Origin of the sequence: Bacillus cereus group sp. MS39 (assembly GCF_040448665.1) — a bacterium.
Taxonomy (GTDB): Bacteria; Bacillota; Bacilli; order Bacillales; family Bacillaceae_G; genus Bacillus_A; species Bacillus_A wiedmannii.
Window position 1 is genome coordinate 3,386,382 of the sequence record NZ_CP123058.1, and the last position, 20,459, is coordinate 3,406,840.

The following is a 20,459-nucleotide window of genomic DNA, read 5'->3' on the forward strand; positions in this document are numbered from 1 at the left end:
AAAATAAATAGGACAGGAATTCCTATCCTATTTATTTTATTCATGATAAGTTAGGGATTTTCCGATGCTTTGTCGCTTGTTCAAAAGCGTAAGCTAGTTTAATCAAGGTCCCCTCAGAAAAAGCAGTGCTTGCAAGAGTAATTCCAAACGGTCTCCCGTTATCCATATATCCCGCAGGTATTGCTATAGACGGATAACCTGCTTTCGCACATATAGTGGAGCCTATATAAGAAGGGAACAGAATCGCATCAAGATTATATTTATCCAGTGCAAAATCAATGCCTTGTTCTTGAGAAAAATATATATCTTCTAATCTTGCATTTAAATATTCTGGATTTCTTAACGTATTAGGAACATCTTTTCTTCTCTCCAACTTAGTTTGTCCATATTTCAAAGCTCTTTCTGCTATATTTTCATTAAACTCCATTAACTCTGAAATAGAATGCACTGGAATAGTAGAAGGTAATTTTGAAAGATAGTTATCTAAACTATGCTTTAATTCATAGAGCGATACACCCCAGCTCCATTCTCTATGAAAAGACGGAATATTAATATCCTCTACTACTGTCGCACCCCCACTACGCAACACTTCAATCGTCTCCTTAAACAACTTTTCATCATACTCACCAGTTTCATAATAATCTTTTGGTGCATTGCTAAATACACCAATCTTCGCTCCATGTAAGCCAGTAACATCAAGATACTTTGTATAATCATGTTCTGCTATACCTTCACTTTTATGAGTAGCTACATCCTTCTCGTCTACCCCAGTTAAACTCCCTAGCAAAACAGCAGCATCTGTAACCGTTCTAGCAAATGGTCCCGCTGTATCCTGTGAATAAGTAAGCGGAATAATTCCCCTACGACTAATTAGACCAACAGTCGGTTTAATACCTACTACAGAGTTTTGAACAGCTGGACTCAATATAGAACCATCTGTTTCTGTTCCAACAGATACTACTGTAAAATTAGCGGCAACTGCTATCGCAGATCCTGTACTTGAGCCTCCAACAAACATATCATCCTCACCTGTACCATAAGGGTTTATTGTTTGCCCACCTCTTGCACTATATCCAGCCCACATGTCAAAAGACATTCCATTTGCTAATTCTGTCATATTTGTTTTTCCTATTATCACTACTCCTGCTTCTCGCAGCTTTGTTACGAGAAATGCATCTTCAATACTTATATTTTGTTCTAGAGCAATCGTACCTGCACTTGTATGCATAGAGTCGTTCGTTTCAATATTGTCTTTAAGTAAAACAGGTATACCGTGTAGTGGACCTCTTACACCTTTTGTTTTTCTTTCATGATCTAGCGCTTCTGCAATAAAGATAGCGTCCGGGTTGATTTCTAAAATAGAATTGATTTTTGGTCCGTCTTGATCATACTTTGCGATTCTATGAAGGTAATACATAACTAATTCTTTTGAAGTTAATTGCCCAGCTGCCATTGCTTTTTGTATATCATGAATTGTTAATTCTTTTTGTAACAGTGTATTGAACTGAACCTCCATCATCATTCTCCTTCTATAAAGCCTTTTATTGATTACATGTACCTATTAGTTTTTCATTTTCTCCGCTCCTCGCATATACAACTACAATCCTTTAAAAGAATTCAACTTACCAATATAAAAACCTTTTATTTCCTGAAAAATAAAAAAAGTCTGAAACGAATGAACTTCCGCTTCAGACCCTTTTATTACTTTACATATACTTCATCTAACAAATGTAAAAACTCACCTTGTTTCCCCGCTAATGCAGGGCATTTTGCAATATCAATCCATTCGTAGCAAAATACTAAACCTTCATCTTCCTCACCGGCACTTACAGTATGTTCCCAATTATCCTTTACATCTGTTGGTAACGTTACGTGGAAAAAATGACGTTTTTGATATTCCTTTTTCTCCTTTACATGTATGATGTAGTCGGCTAGGAATCGTTCTATGCATAAATGACGTAATCCAGACTCTTCTTGTACTTCACGTAACACTGCTGTTTCTAACGTTTCCCCTTCGTCAACTGTTCCCCCTGGTACTTGTATACCAGCTTCAGGTATATCACGATGTTTAAAAACAAGCAGTTGCATAACTCCCTCTTTTTCTCTTGTTACATACACGTGTACCTTTTTCTTATATAACACCGTCATAATCCTTCTCTCCCCTCAATTGATCACTCTGTTACTTCTTCAAGTGTCAGTTGATTTTCATATAAATATGTAGCTTGTGGATTTCCCACATACCTCACGTGCCATGGTTCAAATCGATAGCCCGTAAGCGATTCTTTCTCTTTTGTATATCGAATGACAAAACCAAATTTATGGGCATTTTCAGAAAGCCACTGCCCTTCTTTCGTTTCACCAAAAATTGTCTCTAACTGAAACTTAGCAGATTGCGATGTAATATCCATAGCTAGTCCAGTTTGATGTTCACTCGTTCCAGGAACTGCACTCGACATTGCTGTTTTTGCTTCTCCATCTTGTTTTTTATACATCGTATTTAATGCTTTTTGTCGATCAAAAGATCTAAATCCAGAGACTGCAAAAAGGAAAATACGCTCCTTATCAGCTTGCTGAAACATTTCCTCAAGTGCCCCTGCTGCCTCTTTCCTCATTTTTTTCTTTTCTTGATCACCTTCACTTGAGTAACGTACTTTCGGAATAACTAAATCTGGCGGTCTATACCCATCTGGCAAACGCCTACTTTTATTCACAAGCACAAGCATCGAATTCGGATTACTAATGACCGCAATATCACCATCCATATTCGCAATCGTTTCTTTCGCTTTCGGAAATATGTTATTTACATTTACCTCGCGCGCCTGCTTATCCTTATACATTTTATAATTGATTCCTGCTACTCCAACAATGAGTATCATCGCTACGATACCAAGTAGTATCCATCTTTTTTTCATATAACGACCTCTTATTTTAATAATTTGGCCATTTCATACTCATCGATGTTCTCTCCATCGATAATAAGAGCAGCTCTTTTGACACCTTCTTTCTCAAATCCAGCTTTTTTATATAGTGCCTGAGCTCTTGTATTGTGGGCCATTACCGTTAATTCTAAACGCCATACATCATGTAATCTTGCCCACTTCTCAACCTCTTTAAACAATCTCGTCCCAATACCTCGCCCGCTATACTCTTGCAAAATACCAATTACAATACCTGCTACATGTCTCTTTCTTTGAATATGATTTCCATTCACTAAAATAAACCCTACTATTCTCTCTTCTTCAACTGCTACAAATATTGTTGCATATTCATTTTCTATAAAGCGATGAATCATTTGTTCTTGTTGCTCGGCTGTAAATTTTCTTTCTCCTGGTTCGTATAACATAAATTTCGTTTCTTCGTCTAGTTGCTTACTTAATTGCAAAAATGGTGCTGCATCTTCTATTTTGATCTCCCTAATCACTTCAATCACCCTACCAATTTCATAATAAAAAGCTTTCCTTATAAAAAGATTTTCTCTACTTTCTCGAAAATCCCTTTGTAAATCTCGCAGTATAATTTGACAAATTTCGATATTACTATAACAACGACAAAATATGTCTATTCTGTGAAGTCTCATCATTACAAAAAAAACGCAAGCATTACACTCACGCTTTTTCAAAATGAATGTGAACTCATACTCATCAGCAGACTCCCCACTCATTTAAGTTTCACTTTATCCATTCACCTTTTCCGCCTGCCAGAAATATTCACCAAACGCTTTAGCAAGTGCATCAATCGATCGATTTAGTTCTTCCTCTGTATTATCTACGCCACCAACTTCAATTAATATCGCTTGTCCTGATAAGTCTTGATTGTAGACACCATTTCCTGTTTGGAATCCTTTTTGAATGACACCACGACTCACTCCTGGGTACTTCTTACTAATCGTCTCATGTAAAGCCGTTGCTAATTGTAAGTTCTTTTCATAATTTTTATTGCCTTTCCCTACTACAAACGCAAGCTTCGCATATGCTTTATCACCAATTGCTTTTGTCGTGACATTTTTCCGAGCACTATCACGATGTAAATCAAAAAAGTATTGTAGTTCTTTATTGCCGGCCATTGCTTCTTGTACAATTTCCCGTGACATTTTGTAAGAACTATTACTATTTAACCCTTTACTAATCAACTTTTGACCGACATCAGTCTTGTCGTTAGTAGCTCCGATCCCTTCACTTGCTAATTGTTCACGAAATCGGTCGCCGACTATTGAAATATTCGTGACGGAACTTGTCGCTTTATTCGGATTTGGATCGTTTGTTAAATTGAGTAACGGCAAATAAGATTCCCAGCTATGCGAATGATAAATAAACGCAACTTGTCGTTTTCCTGTCGTTTGATCTGGTTGCTTTTTCTCTTTGTTCGTATCCGGCTTTGGAGCCTGTCCACCTTCTCCAGTCCGTTCTTTTACTACTTCTTCAAGCGGAACGCTCGACTCAATCGGTAAGTTAGAATAATTGGTCCCTTCACCCGCAATAACAATTTCTGTATCGTACTTACCAAAACCAGGTAGCTCTTTGCCGACAAAACTGCGTACATCATTAAAACGAATATTCGTAGCCATCGAAAAGAGAAACGAAGAAATCGAAAAATCCTGATTTAAATTTCGATACTCTTGTGTAAAATAATGATTCTCTTTCCCAAGAACATACATGTAACCATTCATTGATAACTCATTTAACCAATTATATAAATACGTGGACTTTGTCTCTTTCATAGAAGTTACCATCATACTAATAAGAAAAAAAGTCGCAAGTACTGTAGCAATAATAAATAAAACTAACTTACGTACACTTGTGAACTTCACATAAAAAAAGCCTCGATTCATACTATCACCCTCTCTATTTCAAGTTATGTACAAGCTCTAGAGAATAGACCGTCTAAATTTCGGCTATATTGTTAATGAGGTGAAATGAATTGAAGCTACTAATAGGAACATTACCCATTGTACTATCATTTATTTTTTATTGGCTTGCTAAGTATCCTACAATCCGTGTTGCATTACATATTTCAGCGTACTTAGCACTTTATGTACTCGGTACAATTATTTCTATTAATATATATGATGTTTTAATACAAGATTTAGTTTTCATGACAAGCATTCATGGAATTTTACTAAATCCATTTTTTCTTATATCAGGAGCGTATATAGGAATATACACTTTGTACCTAATCATGTCTTACATTATTACAAAAATGAAAAATGGAGTGTAATGAAATGCAACCACCGTTTATCTGTCATATATGTAAAAAAAGAATTGCACGAAAGAAAGATCTTATTACTGCCACATGGTACTTCCGCTTTTATTTATTTCACAGTGATTGTTTTAAAAGGCAGCAAGTGTTCATCTCACGATTTATCCCTGTGAATACACTTTTTAATTTCTTTCTTATTATATATGGACTTATTTTTGGCGGCATTCTTATGATTACAGAACCATCTATCATTTGGTTTATTTTTTTATTCCCCATCTTATATCGGTTTCTTTCCTATTATTATGTTGAACGTTTTTTCTCTACATAACGTGCAGAATGTCCTCTAGGAATACTTAAACATTCCCACTCATTTTCTTTTAACATCTTCCCAATGTAAATAATCTGTCCAATATGCAAAGCATAATGAGAAATTTGTCTTTCAATTGCTTGCATGACAGTATGTGCTTCACCGCGAATATATACCGTCTTTAATAAATCTTCTGGCGTTAGCACATGCATCGTTTTCAAAACATATTCCCATCCTTCATTCCATGCTGCGAGAACCTCTTCCTTAGAATGATAACCATCTTCAAATTCAGCGTCTCGGTTACGATCTATTTTTTCACCATCAGATGTTAAAAAATCCGTCCATCTAGAACGCATATTACCTTGCAGATGCTTTATAATAACCGCTATACTATTTGTTGCTTCATGAGAAGACCATTCAATCTGTTCATATGATAATTGAGAAAGCACCCGTTCCCCTTGTTTCTTTGTTGCTTCAAAATTCGAAATGGCACATTGTAAATATTCTCGTCCAATATCCATGTTCCCCCGCCTTTACACTAACTAATTTTCGTTCCATTTGGTAATTCCATATTGGGCTGAAGTAATACGACATCACCGGCTTCAGGTACTCCCCCTAAAACAAGCACTTCTGATTTAAATCCAGCTACACGTTTTGGCGGAAAATTTACAACAGCAACGATTTGCTGACCGATTAAATCTTCTGGGGTATATCTCTTCGTAATTTGAGCACTTGACTGCTTAATTCCAAGCTCTCCAAAATCAATTTCTAGTTTAATCGCTGGAACTCTTGCTTCTTTAAATTCCTCTGCATGTGTTACAGTTCCAATTCTTACATCCAACGTTAAAAAATCTTCAAAATTAGCCATTTTATCATTCCTCCCATTTATTACTTAGACAAAACAATAAAATCCCCTTTAAAAAAAGAAAGGCGCCTAAGCACCTTTCTTTTGTAGTTCACTTGATTCATTTGATTTATAGAAGAAGAAACCGAGGATCCCGCCAATACATGATGGAATTAACCATCCTATTCCTTCATTATATAATGGTAACATTTGTAGTACATTAGAAATCGCGTCAATTTTAATGTTCGCACTTTCTAAACCGTTAAAGAAACTAATTAACAATGCGCCTAAAATTGCTCCAATATAAATGGTATTACGCTTCCCAATCCATTTATGGAAGTAAGAAAGTACGATTAATACGATTGCAACTGGATAAATGATCATTAACACTGGTAAAGTAACTGTGATTAATTGTGTTAAACCTAGGTTAGATACAATTAAACTAAACACACATACCATCGTTACAATCGCTTTATGCGAAAGTTTAGGGAATAAGTTTGTAAAGAAGCCAGCACAAGCTGATGTTAATCCAACAGAAGTTGTTAAACAAGCAAGTATAATAACGAGCCCTAATAAAATTTTACCACTTGTTCCATATAACTCATTTACAACATTCGTTAAAATAAGTCCACCATTCTCTGATACACCAAGTGATGTACTTGTTGAACCAAGATAAGCAAGTGATAAATAAATTAACGTTAAACCAAGTACTGCAATAATACCTGAAACTACTGTTATTTTTGCAACTTGACTACTTTCTTTTATTCCTTTAGAACGGATAACTTGTACAACGACAATTCCAAATACAAGCGCACTAATTGCATCCATCGTTAAATATCCTTGTATAAATCCACCAAAGAAAGCATTTTCTTTGTATGCTGCTAGCGGCGCAGCTGGTTCTCCAATTGGATCAATAATTGCCTTTCCAACAATAACAGCAACAATCAATACTAACAATGGTGTAAGAAATTTTCCGAACCAATCCACTAATTTAGATGGATTTAATGATAAATACCAAGTTATTCCGAAGAAAACTATCGTGAAAAGAAATAACATGTACCATTCGGAAACCAATGCCTCTGATAAAAATGGCTTCATACCCATTTCAAATGAAACGGCTCCAGTACGCGGAATCGCGAAAAATGGTCCAATTGCTAAATAACTAATCAATGGGAAAATAAACGCGAATATTGGGTGAACTCTAGAAGATAGCGCTTTCAAGTCCCCCTCTACAAACGCGACAGCTGTTACAGCTAATAGGGGTAATCCGACTCCCGTTACAAGGAATCCAATTGTAGCAATCCAAACATTCTCTCCAGCTTGTTGCCCTAAAACTGGTGGGAAAATTAAATTTCCTGCTCCTAAAAATAGTGCAAATAACATTAAACCGATTGCTACCGTATCACCTGGCCTTAAACGTCCCTTCATACTTTTCATTTGCATAGCACTTTTTCATTGTTTATCTCTATTTTCACAATATGCTATGCATCCTCCTCTCTGCTCAAGCTGATAAAATATGCCCCTTACAAAGCAGTGTCTTTCTCCATAATTTCTCCATTCCCCTTATTTTTACTCTAATTATTAATTTTAATTTTTGATTTTTTTGAATATTTAACTCATTAGAGTGGTATTGCGTGGAGTATAGTTGTCAGACCTCTTTGTTTTTATCACACATATAGTAACATATTTAGTTAAAAATAAAAACATATTTTCAAATTGATTTTTTTGAAAATCAAAATTATCTACATTTTTTATTCTTTTACACAAATATTGTTACAATCTCGACTTTTATCCTATCATTATTTTTAAATAACTTTATTCACGTAACATAACAAAAACCATCCAACATAATTAGATGGCTTTTGCATGTTACTCTATCGTTTCAACTTCGCGTGGATTTTTCATCTCTTCCACATACACAACTCTAAATCCGTGATCTTCTAAATCTTTCAGTAACGTCTCTAATTCTCCGTCGTTAAACTCTTCTCCTAATGTAAACATAATTCTCCGAACTAATAATGCATCATTATCAAAAGTCATTAAACTTTGGATACCTGTATATTTCTTTAATACTGTCGATAATTTTTGAATGGCCCCATTATAATCTTGTGTCCCAATCATGACAGAATATTTACTAGAATGAACGCCCCAAGCATCTTCTAATAACTCGAAAACCTTTTTATGCGTTAAAATTCCAAGAAAGACTCCATTTTCATCAACTACTGATAAATAAGGTAATTTTTTTATTGTAAAAAATACTTTAAAGAACGAAGAATCTTCTCTAACATAACCTTCTTTATCGTTTAATAATTGTACTACACTCTCTTCCAGCGAACCTTTATATTCTAAAATATCTACTTTGTATACATTCCCTAAATATTTCTCTTTTTTTTCATCTAAAACTGGTACACAACGATACCCAGTTTTATTTAAATGCTCCAGTGCTTCCCCTACCGTAATTGAACTTGAGCAAAATAAAACTTCCCTTTTCGGCACATAATTCCCTTTAATCCTCATAAACAGCCTCCTTATGTTAAAATACTTTCTGTGCCATAACTATATTATATTTTCAGAAAAAAATAAATAATTTATTTTACTTTTCTGAAAATTATTCATTTTCTTGTCATAATTTATTCACGTTTCATTCACTTATATCCCCTACAATACTAAATTTCTTTAAGAAAAATATATTGTAACTTACTCCGAAAAAAGCTAAAATAAGAATAAGAATTTTCTGAATATTCTAAGAGTAGGTGATTACATGTCTTTATTGCGCTCACATATATGTAAATTTATTGTTGGTGTTCTCATTATATTTATCATTAGTCCTATTCCTGCATTATTCATTACACATAAATACTCATACATAACTGGCTTTATAAGCATTTTTCATAACTTCGTACACCTTTCTTCTATGACAATTCCAAAGATCGATTGGATGCACGAATCTATCTTTTTCTCAGCAAATCCAATGGTTCATACTTCTAATCATTCAACACCGTTATTCCCTTACATATGGGAAATATATTTTTTATCGATTGTTCGTTTTACCTTTACTCTTGCGATTGGATTCTTTATCAGCTTAGGAATCGGCCATTTATTTTTTAAAGCACCTCAATCGGTTAAGAAGTTCACTTCTTTATTAAAATGGATACCTTACTCTTTTTGTACTGTATTATTACAATGTTCAGTCTTATTACTACTCCTATACATCGCAAAATTGATAAAGCTTCCTTACTACTCATCTTTTATCATCGTTTGTAGTACTTCCATGATTATCGTTATGCAAGCAATAAAAAAGTGGGTTCCTTTCTTAAGTAACACCAATGAGTATGAAATAAAACAATCTTCTTTTCTTGTAGATACATTGTTTTTAGCACTTACTTCGAATCATAAATCTATTCTAGGTTCCATTATTCTTTCATTCGTTATTATGGAATGCGTTTTCCATGCAAGCGGACTATTGCAATTTATCGTTCAATTCGGCGGAAATGCACCTGTTATTGTTACACTTAGCTTATTACTTTTGTATATCCCGTATTGCATACTCTCTTTCCTTCAAACACTATGGACGACAAATCACGTTAAACAACAATCATACGCTTTAACGAGAAGTATTCCAAAACCTTAATTTGAAATAACCCTCTATAATCTGAAAGTAGGGGGTTATTCCTTTTGTATAGCGGACAAAATAACAGCAAATTCAAAAACAATTGCAGAAACATACCAATATTTACCCTTTTTCTTTGACTATTCTTTTCGTTTGGATTTATTATAAAAGTATAACATAATCGCAGGAGGTGACATCTTTATTCCAAACTACGGAATAGAGAACACACTTGGACATATTAAATATTTTTCTCATCTTTGTACTCATCCTTATTTCCGGCTTTTTCGTTGCATCAGAATTCGCTGTTGTAAAAGTACGAAAAAGTCGCATTGACCAACTTGCAAATGAAGGCAATAAACAAGCTTTAGCTGCAAGAAGTGTCCTATCTAATTTAGATGTTTATTTATCAGCTTGTCAGCTCGGGATTACGATTACTTCTTTAGGGCTTGGTTGGCTCGGTGAACCGACTGTGGAACATTTACTACGACCGCTCTTTGAAAAGATTAATATTACTGGAACAATGGCGAATACTTTATCCTTTATTATTGCTTTTAGTGTTATTACATTTTTCCATGTTGTATTAGGTGAATTAGTTCCAAAGTCTTTCGCCATTCAAAAAGCAGAAGCAATCACACTTAAGTTTGCACGACCACTTATTTTATTTGATAAAATTATGTATCCATTCATTTGGCTACTTAATAGTACGGCAATCTTTTTCACAAAACTACTCGGTTTAGAGCCTGCGAAAGAAAATGAACTTGCCCATTCTGAAGAGGAACTACGACTCATTTTAGGTGAAAGTTTCAAAAGCGGCGAAATAAACCAAACCGAATATAAATATGTAAATAATATTTTTGAATTTGACGACCGGGTCGCGAAAGAAATTATGGTCCCTCGTACAGAAATGATTTGCTTATCTACTGAAAATACGTTAGAAGAGAATATGGATATCGTCGCAACTGAAAAGTATACACGCTATCCGATCATCGAAAAAGATAAAGATGATATTATCGGTATGATCAATACGAAAGAAATATTTCACGATCAAACGAAAAACATTCATAAACCACTTGAATCTTACATACATCCAGTACTAACTGTATTTGAAACTGTTCCAATTCGCAAAACATTAGTACATCTACAAAAGAATCGCGTTCAGATGGCAATCGTTATGGATGAATATGGTGGTACTGCTGGACTTTTAACAATGGAAGATATTCTTGAAGAAATCATTGGAGAAATTCAAGATGAGTTTGATGCGGATGAATCACCTATGATTGAAAAACGTACGCCGAAGCTCACTGTTTTAGATGGGAAGGTGCTCATTTCTGAAGTAAATGATATGTTTGGCCTGCATATTGATGATAGCGATTTAGATACAATTGGAGGCTGGCTCCTCTCTCAAGCAGTTGATTTAAATATTGAAGCTGGTTATTCCATTGAATTTGCCGGTTTTCAATTTAAAGCACTAGAACTTGATGGACATCAAGTGAAAAAAATTGCGGTACATAAATTAGACACGAAGAAGGAGTTATAAAGTGACAGTATTATTAACAATCTGTATCATTGCCTGTTTCATTGTTTCATTTCTCGCCTTTATTTATCCTATCATTCCAGGCATCCTTGCTGTCTGGGCTGGATATTTAATTTACCATTTTGGTATAAATGGCGGAGAACTAACAACTTCCTTTTGGATTATTCAAGTCATTTTCACACTATTTATTTTCATTGCTGATTTTATTGCAAATGGATATTTCTTAAAGAAATACGGGAGTTCTAAATGGGGAGAGCGTGTCGGTATGATTTCTATCATTGTCGGATCTTTCTTCTTCCCACCATTCGGTTTAATTATCATACCGTTCTTATCGGTATTTATTACAGAACTAATGCATAAAAAAGCGCCAAAAGACGCCTTTCTAGTAGGAGTTGCTACTGTAGTTGGTTTTTTAAGCAGTACAGTAGCGAAAGCTATTCTCCAAATCATTATGATTCTCATATTTGTATGTTATATCATCTTTTAACCATCCCAATTTCGGGATGGTTTTTTAATATGAAATACCTACTCGACTATTCTCATATTTGTTTTCACTACACAGATTCCACGTAAATTGCGCTGTATCACCAACTGTTATTTTCGCTCCCCCTTCTGGTAATACATCTTTTTCAGTTCGATACACTCCTGTCACATCACCGTCTATTAAATGCGTCGGGCAAACGACCGTCCAACATAAATTACTACTACTAAGTATCTTATATGCAGCTAAATGATCTTCTGCTGCTGTTGTCATTTTCCTTTTTGATTCAGCTGATTGAAAACGATATAAATTTAGATTTGTTCTTGCTTGTAAAATACCTGCTGTTCCTATTGTAATGATTTTATGAACCCCTACTTCTTCCATTTTCTTTATAATATGTGGCATACTCTTCGCCAATGTCCCATTTTGATCTGTTCCAAGTGCACTAATTACTATATCGCTTCCTTCTATCACTTTCTTTATATCATTTTCATTCCATACATTACCTTCTATCACTCGTAACCTTTCATGATTTATTTCTATTCTATTTAAATCACGCGCTAGTGCAGTCACTTCAGCTGCATCCTTTAATGCTAATTTTATTATATTTGAACCTACTCGCCCAGTTGCTCCCAATATACATACTTTCATTTGTTTTCCCCCTTTTTCATTCTTTCTCTATTTTTTAATAATTTTAATCAATTTTCAACAAAAAAGCTTCCTCATATATAAGAGGAAGCTCTATTATTATTTTCCCCCGCTTTAACGGGCAGTAAGACCCCACCTCAAAATTCAGTAAAAACAAAGAAGTTAGATGGGGATCAACTGCCCGTAAAAGCCCGATTGGTTCAACTAATAATCAGTGGGGGATGCCCCACTGATTAAAGTTTCACTTTATTTCTTTTCTTTAGAATCTGTAGACTTCTCAGTTCCACTTGTTTCTTTATCCTTTTTGTCCTCTTGTTGTGTTGTTGTATCGTCTTCTTTCTTCTTGTCCTCACCTTTACTACAACCTACCATTAATAAAGAACTTGCAAGTGCCATAGCAGTTAATGATTTAACCCATTTGTTCATTTGCGTTTCCTCCTTTAGATAGAATATGTACAATCCCATATTACTCTCTATTTTTAAAGGAAAGATTGAAAAATAGTAAATAAACGGTAAATATTTGTAAATTTTCTAATAATAAATATGGACACCTAGTCTTTTTTTCTCCATGAAAAGTAAAAAACTAAGGCGCCTATCTTTCCGCCTTAGTTTCTTATGCAAACTTCTCATTTTCATATACATGTTTAATCTTATACTCTTTCTTCACAACATATTGCCATACACTATAGGCATAACGATTCATTTTCAGGAAGCAATTTTCTAAAAACGAGCGGAATTCTGGATTCGCAACTTCAACTGCCACTTGAGCGAACTTTAGTGCTAACCGTTTTAAATGCGAAATATAACAAGTTGCAATATGGATATCCCCTGTATATTTACTATCAGTTTCCTTTTCCATTTCATGAAAATGAGATGAAATTGGTTCACAAGTTATATGCTGTACATTCTCTCCTTCTTGAAAATTCACTTGTTCATTATACGCTTGCAACATATATGGTAAATGATGCTGTAATAGCTCTTTTAATTCTTCGTCTCTTACCTCTCCTGTATACTCCCCAACCTTATAAATAAGCATATAACTATACCTCATTAATTCTTTCATACAATCCATGAAAATACCTCCCTTCTCTTTTGTCTATATGTTATAAATATGATGCTATAACATTTGCTATTCTTGCTAAAAACCAATCCCACTTACTAATTTTCTCAAAGTCTTCTTCTGAAAATCTTTTTGATTTATGAAAGTCTTCTTTTAATCGGTTCCATACGTCAGCAACAACTGTTGTATCATATATGATACAGTTAGATTCACAATTTAAATAAAAACTTCTATTATCAAAATTCGCTGTACCTATATCAACAATTTCTCCATCAATGATTGTTACTTTCCCGTGAAAAAAACCATTCCGATATTGATAAATCTCCGCTCCAGCATGGTTCATCTCTCTCAAATACGGATAGGCAGCTTGTTTTAACAATACTGCGTCGCTTTTAAATGGTACGAGAATTTTCACATTGACACCTCGGTTTAATGCACCTTTTAACTCTTTCATCATTTCTTTACTTGGTACAAAATATGGCGTAGCAATAATTAAAGACTTTTTAGCCTGCTTTAAAAGCGCTCCATATTTTTCCCATAACCCTTTTCCATCTGAAAATAAATATTGATATTTTACATGCCCAATTGCAGGTAGACTTTTATGTACAGGCATTTTTTCTCCCGTATCTTCTTTCCAGTCAGCAGCAAACTTTCTTTCCATATCCGTGGCGCCATTCCCCTTAACTCGTACATGATAATCACGCCACGGGCCAAATTTCGGATCTTGTCCAAGGTACTCCTTTCCAATGTTAAAGCCGCCGATATATGATACTTTTCCGTCAATCGTAACAATGCGTCTATGGTTTCGTTGATGCAACGAATAGAATAAATGTTTCAATTTAGGTTTTTTACTAAACGTAAACTGGACACCATTGCTTTTTAGTTGACGAATTATCTTTTTCTTCAGCTTATATCCACCTATTCGATCAACTGACAATTTTACTTCTACTCCACTCGATGCCTTTTTCTCAAGCAACTGCAAAAATTCTTTGCTTATTTCATCTTTACCTACAATATAAAAATGGATATATATGTACTTTTCTGCATTGCGTATATCCTCAAACAATTTCGTATATAACTCTTCACCGTTCGTATATAGTTGAAATTCACCTAATTGAACTTGTCCTAATTCATATTCACTAGCCATTTTTTTCCCCATTTCCACATCGATGTTCATCCAAATGAATACACCTATTAGACAAAGGATTACAACGAAAAAGTGTTTCATGGATATTTTCCTTCCTCCACTTACTGTTATTTCTATATCTTCCCTTTTTTAATACAATATCATTCAAGAAAATATGTCATTACATGATATATGTCCATATCAAACGATAGCTCATTTGCATATTGTATGTTGTATCTTAAAATAAAAGGAGGAAATAACAATGGGCTTCGCACATGGTAATGGATTCGCGCTATTAGTCGTATTATTTATCCTCTTAATCATCGTCGGTGCTGCTTGCTTCTGCTAAGTAGTTATCGTCATATGATATGTGGATGAAAAAACTATAAAAGCGGACACCTATTTTTAGGTGTCCGCTTTTCATATGAAAAACATTTCCGTTTGTTATTGTACCTTTAACGACTACATATTCAACTCAAAAAGTTAATAATGTAGCTACTTTCTTACTCTCCGCCTTACGTATATGGCGTTGTTCTGCACGTAACACTGCAATGCGATGTAATTCTTTCTCTTCTTCTGTTTCAGGGATAACTCGCGGCACAGGAACCGGATTATTTTCCTTACTAAGTGCAACAAAAGTAACAAATGACGTTGCTGCTATACGTTTCTCACCTGAAATTAAATCTTCTGCTACTACCTTCACAAATACTTCCATAGAAGTTCTACCCGTCCAAATTACAAAAGATTCATAACTAACACAATCTGAAGAGCGAACAGGATGTAAGAAATCTACCCAATCCATAGATGCTGTGACACATTCTTTTCTTGCGTGCCTTGTTGCCGAAATAGAAGCAACCATATCCATCTCGGCTAATATCTTCCCACCAAATAGCGTATTATGATCGTTTAAATCTGTTGGAAATACTCGGCTCGTTTTAAACACTCTAGACTCATTAGCTGTTTTCCCTTTTACTTCAGTCATTGTTATCACCTCTTTGATTATTTAACCCGCTATTTGCAGACATTAAGACTCCCACCACAAAATTCGGCTGGAGCAAAGAAGTTCGGTAAGAGTTCCATTTCCCATTAACACTAGAACGGTATGGGCTTACTATCACTACACGTTTAATATTAACAACATTCAGAACTCTTAGTCCATAAAAAAGAACCGATGTGATCAATCGGCTCCTCTAAATACATATTGTTCTTTTGGCGGTTCAACCTTATTCCATTTCGTTACTTCTAATACAGGGATATTCGCATGGAATGGCTGATAAAATTCCGTTGATATTTCTCCTTCAACTTGAATCCAATCATCATTTTTCCATTCTACCCCTTCTGGTTTTTTCACTAACATACCATATACACCAGAATCCGCTACACAATGTATAATACCAAAACGGAATAAGAAATATTGTTCTTTTTGAGAAGAGTCATCTTTGAAAACAAACCCTTTAAAAGATAATTTTTTCCCAGTAAACTCGCCAGGATAATTATAAATTGTTTCCATTCCTTTAAGAAAATTTTCATCGTTTAAAGTAATATTATCTTTCGTAACAAACTCTTTCTTCCCTTTTTCCATTACACCACGGTATCCTTCTTTTCCGTAATAAATACTTGTGTCTGGTCTTAGGAATTGCCTTGTCATAAACGGATCTTTACTTTCTGCTTGCGCAACTGGAAAGTGAAATCCTTTCGCTTTAACGATATCTGAATCTAACGTTGCAATTGGGAAAAATAATCCTGAGACTATCGGAAAACAAAACAATAAGTACGAAAATGCTTTTTTCCACCATGTATTCTCATCTTTTGAATGATCATGCCCGCAATGGCTATGATCACAACTACAATCTTGTTTTTCTTGTTCTTTCTGATGTTCTTTTTGGAATACGATAATAATTTGAACGACCGTTAAAAACCCTAAAATAATAGCTGCTGTTGTTGATAAATAAGCATACTTCATATTGATATACTTCGTAATATTACCGGAAATATGAAGCTGCGCGATTAAGATTGTAAAACCTAATAATATATATGCTCGAAACATAACCTACCACCCCATCGCATAAATGAGTAGTGAGCTTGCATAAACAACAAGTGTAACTGTAACAGTAACGACAATTACAAATTTCGTTTTAAACGTCGCAAGCATCATAAACATATTTTTAATATCCACCATCGGTCCATATACGAGGAACGCGACAAGTGATGCTGTTGAAAATGTACTTTGGAATGACGAAGCAATAAACGCATCCGCTTCTGAACAAAGTGATAAAATGTAAGCTAGTCCCATCATAACAGCTGGTGAAGAGAACGGCCCTTGTCCTATAGCAAGAAGTGTTGAAGTTTGTACGAACGTTTGAACTGCCGCTGCAATTAACGCACCTAATACTAAATATTTTCCCATCGAGAAAAATTCCTCAACAGCGTGTGTACATACATCCCACATTTTTTTACGTAATGGACGCTTATGATTCACTTCTGGGAAGTGATCATCTCGTAATTGATGTTCTTTAAACATAAATGATAATATAATTCCAACGATAATTGCTACGATAATCGCTACGATAGAACGATACCATACCATGTGCATACTACTTCCAAAGGCAACGTATGTTGCAAATAATACGACCGGATTAATAATTGGCCCAGTTAGCATAAATGCAATCCCGGCATATGGTGGAACCCCTTTTCCGATTAACCGTCTTACAATCGGAACGATTCCACATTCACAACCTGGAAACATCATACCTAAAAAAGTAGCCATTAAAACAGACAGAAAACGGTTTTTCGGCATCCATTTCGCTACCATATCCTCTGTCACAAACATTTGAATGAATCCTGAAATAAATACACCAATGAGCACAAAAGGAAGTGCTTCGATCAATATGGAGATAAAGATTGTATTCATTTGCAGGAATGCTTTCGGTAATTGAAACAATTCCATGATGTATTTCCTCCAACTTTTCATTAACAATATGTAATTTTAACCCCATTTTATGAATTGGACAAGGCTTATACGGAATTCATTTCCTTCATATACATTACATTTTATAAGTTATATTCTATTCAAAACTTTCGATTTCATAGCAAAAAAGCTGCTCTAGCGCAGTTATATAACTATGCTAGAGCAGCTTTCTTCTCGTTAAAAGTAACGTTTCTTCCAAAAAACAAACGCTAATGTGAAAGATAGTGTTACACATATTATGAGTACAATTACAAAACCATGTGCTTCCCCTTCAAACGGAACCTTTACGTTCATTCCAAAGAAACTAGAAACCATCGTTGGTAATGATAAAATGATTGTAATAGACGTTAACAGTTTCATAACACTATTTAAATTATTTGATATAACGGAGCTAAAAGTATTCATCATTCCACTTAAAATGTGACTATATATTTCCGCCATTTCAATAGCCTGTTTATTTTCAATTAATACATCTTCTAATAAATCTTGATCGTCTTCATACATTTTTAAAAATGTACTGTTACGCATTAATTTTTGAATTACAATTTTATTCGCCTTTAATGATGTTGTAAAGTAAACTAAACTTTTTTCAAGGCCTAGCAATGTGAAAATCTCTTTATTTTTCATCGACTTATTTAATTGATGCTCTAAATCGATTGTTTTTCTGTTAATTTGCTTTAAGTATCTTAAATAATAAGTAGAAATCGTATATAAGAGCTGAAGTGCAAAGCGTGTCTTTTTAAACGTATAAAATTCTTTAATACGTTGATTAATAAAGCGTTCGAAAATTGGGTTTTCTTCTAAACAAATTGTCACAAAGCAATCTGGCATTACAATCATACCTATTGGAATCGTGTCATAAATCGAATTTCCTTCTTCATCATGTCTAACTGTTGGAATATCCACGATTATTAAAGTATTATTGTCTTCCTTTTCAATACGAGAGCGTTCTTCATCATCTAAAGGGTCTTTAATGAAATCTAAGTCTACATTTAAAGTTTGTACTAGATATTGAATTTCTTCTTCCGTTGGATGAAGTACATTAATCCAGCAACCCTTTTGCATTTCCTCAACCTCTTGTAGTTTTCCGTTTCGGTCTGTTAAATAAATATTTAACATACTATCACCCCGATTCTTTTTACATGTAGGAATCTACCTCTCTTACATAACAGTTTTTGAACCGCCATTCTCAGCATATGAAACATACGTTTAAATTTCAATAGAAAAATTATTTTGAAAACGTTTTTATAAGAAAAATATTCTAAACAAAGAAAAAGACAGAGTGCTCTCTGCCTTAAAAAGCTTATGTTGCCTTTATAACATATTTAGAAAGCATCCACAAGTTAAAGCCAACTGAAATCGTATAACCAGCGTATGTTGAAATAATAAAACTTACATAATCGAAATACGGAAGCAATACGATATTTAAAACTATCTTTACTATAATGCCAATACCTAATCCTAGCACTGTTTTCTGTTGCTGATTAATTCCTTGTAACATCGCAGCTGTTACTGTAAAAAGCGAAAATAGTATACAGGCAGGAGCATAATACTGTAAAATAACTCTCCCCATCTCCGGATCATTTCCGGCACCAAATAAAAGAGTATATACTGGTTTTGCTAACAACATCATTCCAATCGCCGCTGGTACCGTAATACCTACTACTAATACATTCGTTCTCGTAAAATGTTTGTACAGTAACTTCACATTCCCTGCTGTATAGGCTTTTGTCATCTCAGGTACGAGAGACATACTAAAAGCAGTCGCAACGGAAACTGGGATGAGTACAACCATCTGAACAAGACCAATTATTGCATTTATCTTCTCCGCTTCTCCTTGCATATACCCTATTTGTATAAGTAGTTTATTAATTGTAAATGTATCAATCGTCTGATACAACGGAATTGCTAAACCAACCACAACAAACGGTATTGAATATGTAAAGAGCTCCTTATACAGTGAGAAGAAAGATTTCGTTGTTTGCGGTATACTTGCCATCTCTTTTTTCTTTAAGTGCTTTCTCCTCCTTATGTAATACGCACTTAGAACTGTTAATCCACCTATCGCTCCCATAAAAGCACCGAACGTTGAAATACCAACAGCTAGCGAGACAGAAGCTTTTAAAATATATAAAACGACAAAGCTTCCTATTAAAATGGTTAAGACCCGAAAAAACTGCTCAACAACTACACTTAAAGCAGAAGGCCCCATCGATTGAAACCCTTGAAAGAATCCCCTTAATAAACTCATTACCGGTACAAGTATTAACGCAAAACTTACAATTTGGATATTAGTAGTGACCGCTGCTACACTATTCCCTGTTTGATCATTTCCATCGATTACAAGTTTAGCTAAATGTGGAGCTAATATATATAGCGTAAAACATGAGATTACTCCCATTATTAACATAAAAAAGATACCGCTCTTTAGCACTCTCTTAACCGTATGATAATCATTCAGTTGATCATATTTTGATACCATTTTTGAAACGGCAAGTGGTAGTCCCATCGTCGCAATGCTGAGCATAATCGTATATGGGCGATAAGCATACGTGTATAAAACGTACCCACTCGTACCGACCATTGCTGTAAACGGTATAACATATATAAATCCTAACATTTTAGATATCATCGTTGCCATCGTTAAAAATATCGTTCCACGTATAAACGGTGACCCTTTCATCA

General features: G+C 34.6%; 24 protein-coding genes. 6 read left to right on the plus strand and 18 right to left on the minus strand.

Features of this window, described 5'->3' with window-relative positions:
* Positions 1–40: 40 nt before the first annotated feature.
* From QEP67_RS17720 to spoIIP, 5 genes are all read right to left on the minus strand, one after another.
* A complete protein-coding gene (locus tag QEP67_RS17720) occupies positions 41–1,516 on the minus strand; it encodes an amidase family protein (RefSeq protein ID WP_000453673.1) in 1,476 nt (491 codons plus the stop codon).
* A 185-nt stretch (positions 1,517–1,701) separates the two neighbouring features.
* Complete coding sequence (locus QEP67_RS17725; protein ID WP_000217590.1) at positions 1,702–2,148, minus strand: NUDIX domain-containing protein; 447 nt, start codon at positions 2,146–2,148, stop codon at positions 1,702–1,704.
* Positions 2,149–2,171: 23 nt separating this feature from the next.
* A complete protein-coding gene (locus QEP67_RS17730) occupies positions 2,172–2,912 on the minus strand; it encodes a M15 family metallopeptidase (RefSeq protein ID WP_000747667.1) in 741 nt (246 codons plus the stop codon).
* An 11-nt stretch (positions 2,913–2,923) separates the two neighbouring features.
* Positions 2,924–3,421 carry a GNAT family N-acetyltransferase gene (locus QEP67_RS17735; protein WP_033658874.1) on the minus strand — a complete coding sequence of 166 codons (498 nt, stop codon included), beginning with the start codon at positions 3,419–3,421 and terminating at the stop codon, positions 2,924–2,926.
* A 252-nt stretch (positions 3,422–3,673) separates the two neighbouring features.
* Positions 3,674–4,828 (minus strand): stage II sporulation protein SpoIIP, encoded by a 1,155-nt coding sequence (gene spoIIP / locus QEP67_RS17740; RefSeq protein ID WP_001079293.1) that lies wholly within the window; start codon positions 4,826–4,828, stop codon positions 3,674–3,676.
* A gap of 89 nt (positions 4,829–4,917) precedes the next feature.
* Between spoIIP and QEP67_RS17745 the strand changes: the two genes are divergently transcribed.
* On the plus strand, positions 4,918–5,214 hold the full coding sequence (locus QEP67_RS17745) for a hypothetical protein (RefSeq protein ID WP_000770749.1): 297 nt from the start codon (positions 4,918–4,920) through the stop codon (positions 5,212–5,214).
* A 4-nt stretch (positions 5,215–5,218) separates the two neighbouring features.
* Positions 5,219–5,524: a hypothetical protein gene (locus QEP67_RS17750; protein WP_002108476.1), complete on the plus strand. Its 306-nt coding sequence runs from the start codon at positions 5,219–5,221 to the stop codon at positions 5,522–5,524.
* Here the strand turns inward: QEP67_RS17750 and QEP67_RS17755 are convergent.
* From QEP67_RS17755 to cbpA, 4 genes are all read right to left on the minus strand, one after another.
* Positions 5,497–6,024, minus strand: coding sequence for a DUF1572 domain-containing protein (locus tag QEP67_RS17755; RefSeq protein ID WP_000351091.1), 528 nt, complete (start codon positions 6,022–6,024; stop codon positions 5,497–5,499). The two genes, QEP67_RS17750 and QEP67_RS17755, sit on opposite strands and share 28 nt — an antisense overlap.
* Before the next feature lie 17 nt (positions 6,025–6,041).
* Positions 6,042–6,371 (minus strand): chaperone CsaA, encoded by a 330-nt coding sequence (csaA, locus tag QEP67_RS17760; protein WP_001263039.1) that lies wholly within the window; start codon positions 6,369–6,371, stop codon positions 6,042–6,044.
* Between the two features lie 66 nt (positions 6,372–6,437).
* A complete protein-coding gene (brnQ, locus tag QEP67_RS17765) occupies positions 6,438–7,790 on the minus strand; it encodes a branched-chain amino acid transport system II carrier protein (RefSeq protein WP_170771065.1) in 1,353 nt (450 codons plus the stop codon).
* A 426-nt stretch (positions 7,791–8,216) separates the two neighbouring features.
* On the minus strand, positions 8,217–8,864 hold the full coding sequence (cbpA, locus tag QEP67_RS17770; protein ID WP_001220516.1) for a cyclic di-AMP binding protein CbpA: 648 nt from the start codon (positions 8,862–8,864) through the stop codon (positions 8,217–8,219).
* A 244-nt stretch (positions 8,865–9,108) separates the two neighbouring features.
* Between cbpA and QEP67_RS17775 the strand changes: the two genes are divergently transcribed.
* The 3 genes from QEP67_RS17775 (at position 9,109) to QEP67_RS17785 (ending at position 11,978) form a co-directional block, all read left to right on the plus strand.
* Complete coding sequence (locus QEP67_RS17775; protein WP_000055295.1) at positions 9,109–9,978, plus strand: hypothetical protein; 870 nt, start codon at positions 9,109–9,111, stop codon at positions 9,976–9,978.
* Positions 9,979–10,186: 208 nt separating this feature from the next.
* Entirely contained in the window at positions 10,187–11,494 is a 1,308-nt protein-coding gene (locus QEP67_RS17780) for a hemolysin family protein (RefSeq protein ID WP_000353741.1), read from the plus strand.
* Between the two features lies 1 nt (position 11,495).
* Positions 11,496–11,978 carry a DUF456 domain-containing protein gene (locus QEP67_RS17785; RefSeq protein WP_000217333.1) on the plus strand — a complete coding sequence of 161 codons (483 nt, stop codon included), beginning with the start codon at positions 11,496–11,498 and terminating at the stop codon, positions 11,976–11,978.
* Between the two features lie 24 nt (positions 11,979–12,002).
* Here the strand turns inward: QEP67_RS17785 and QEP67_RS17790 are convergent, their stop codons facing one another.
* The 4 genes from QEP67_RS17790 to cls all read right to left on the minus strand — a co-directional run bounded on the left by QEP67_RS17790 (position 12,003) and on the right by cls (position 14,908).
* Positions 12,003–12,623, minus strand: coding sequence for an SDR family oxidoreductase (locus QEP67_RS17790; RefSeq protein WP_000861614.1), 621 nt, complete (start codon positions 12,621–12,623; stop codon positions 12,003–12,005).
* Positions 12,624–12,866: 243 nt separating this feature from the next.
* Complete coding sequence (locus QEP67_RS17795; RefSeq protein ID WP_001045960.1) at positions 12,867–13,046, minus strand: hypothetical protein; 180 nt, start codon at positions 13,044–13,046, stop codon at positions 12,867–12,869.
* A 187-nt stretch (positions 13,047–13,233) separates the two neighbouring features.
* The gene (locus tag QEP67_RS17800) at positions 13,234–13,692 is read right to left on the minus strand and encodes a spore coat protein (protein ID WP_000340548.1); all 459 of its coding nucleotides are present in this window, start codon (positions 13,690–13,692) and stop codon (positions 13,234–13,236) included.
* Between the two features lie 31 nt (positions 13,693–13,723).
* Positions 13,724–14,908 carry a cardiolipin synthase gene (gene cls / locus QEP67_RS17805; RefSeq protein ID WP_000680123.1) on the minus strand — a complete coding sequence of 395 codons (1,185 nt, stop codon included), beginning with the start codon at positions 14,906–14,908 and terminating at the stop codon, positions 13,724–13,726.
* A 160-nt stretch (positions 14,909–15,068) separates the two neighbouring features.
* On the opposite strand from cls, the gene QEP67_RS17810 reads away from it, so the two are divergent.
* A complete protein-coding gene (locus tag QEP67_RS17810) occupies positions 15,069–15,155 on the plus strand; it encodes a YjcZ family sporulation protein (protein ID WP_000505094.1) in 87 nt (28 codons plus the stop codon).
* 126 nt (positions 15,156–15,281) lie between these two features.
* Here QEP67_RS17810 and QEP67_RS17815 read toward each other — a convergent pair whose 3' ends face one another.
* The 5 genes from QEP67_RS17815 to QEP67_RS17835 all read right to left on the minus strand — a co-directional run bounded on the left by QEP67_RS17815 (position 15,282) and on the right by QEP67_RS17835 (position 20,457).
* Positions 15,282–15,788 (minus strand): acyl-CoA thioesterase, encoded by a 507-nt coding sequence (locus tag QEP67_RS17815; protein WP_000141167.1) that lies wholly within the window; start codon positions 15,786–15,788, stop codon positions 15,282–15,284.
* 195 nt (positions 15,789–15,983) lie between these two features.
* Positions 15,984–16,853, minus strand: a complete 870-nt coding sequence (locus QEP67_RS17820; protein WP_000488061.1) for a TIGR03943 family protein — start codon at positions 16,851–16,853, stop codon at positions 15,984–15,986.
* A gap of 3 nt (positions 16,854–16,856) precedes the next feature.
* On the minus strand, positions 16,857–17,753 hold the full coding sequence (locus QEP67_RS17825; protein ID WP_000418724.1) for a permease: 897 nt from the start codon (positions 17,751–17,753) through the stop codon (positions 16,857–16,859).
* A 198-nt stretch (positions 17,754–17,951) separates the two neighbouring features.
* Positions 17,952–18,893: a magnesium transporter CorA family protein gene (locus QEP67_RS17830; RefSeq protein ID WP_000932392.1), complete on the minus strand. Its 942-nt coding sequence runs from the start codon at positions 18,891–18,893 to the stop codon at positions 17,952–17,954.
* Positions 18,894–19,077: 184 nt separating this feature from the next.
* Positions 19,078–20,457, minus strand: a complete 1,380-nt coding sequence (locus tag QEP67_RS17835) for a polysaccharide biosynthesis protein (RefSeq protein WP_002108481.1) — start codon at positions 20,455–20,457, stop codon at positions 19,078–19,080.
* Positions 20,458–20,459: the final 2 nt, after the last annotated feature.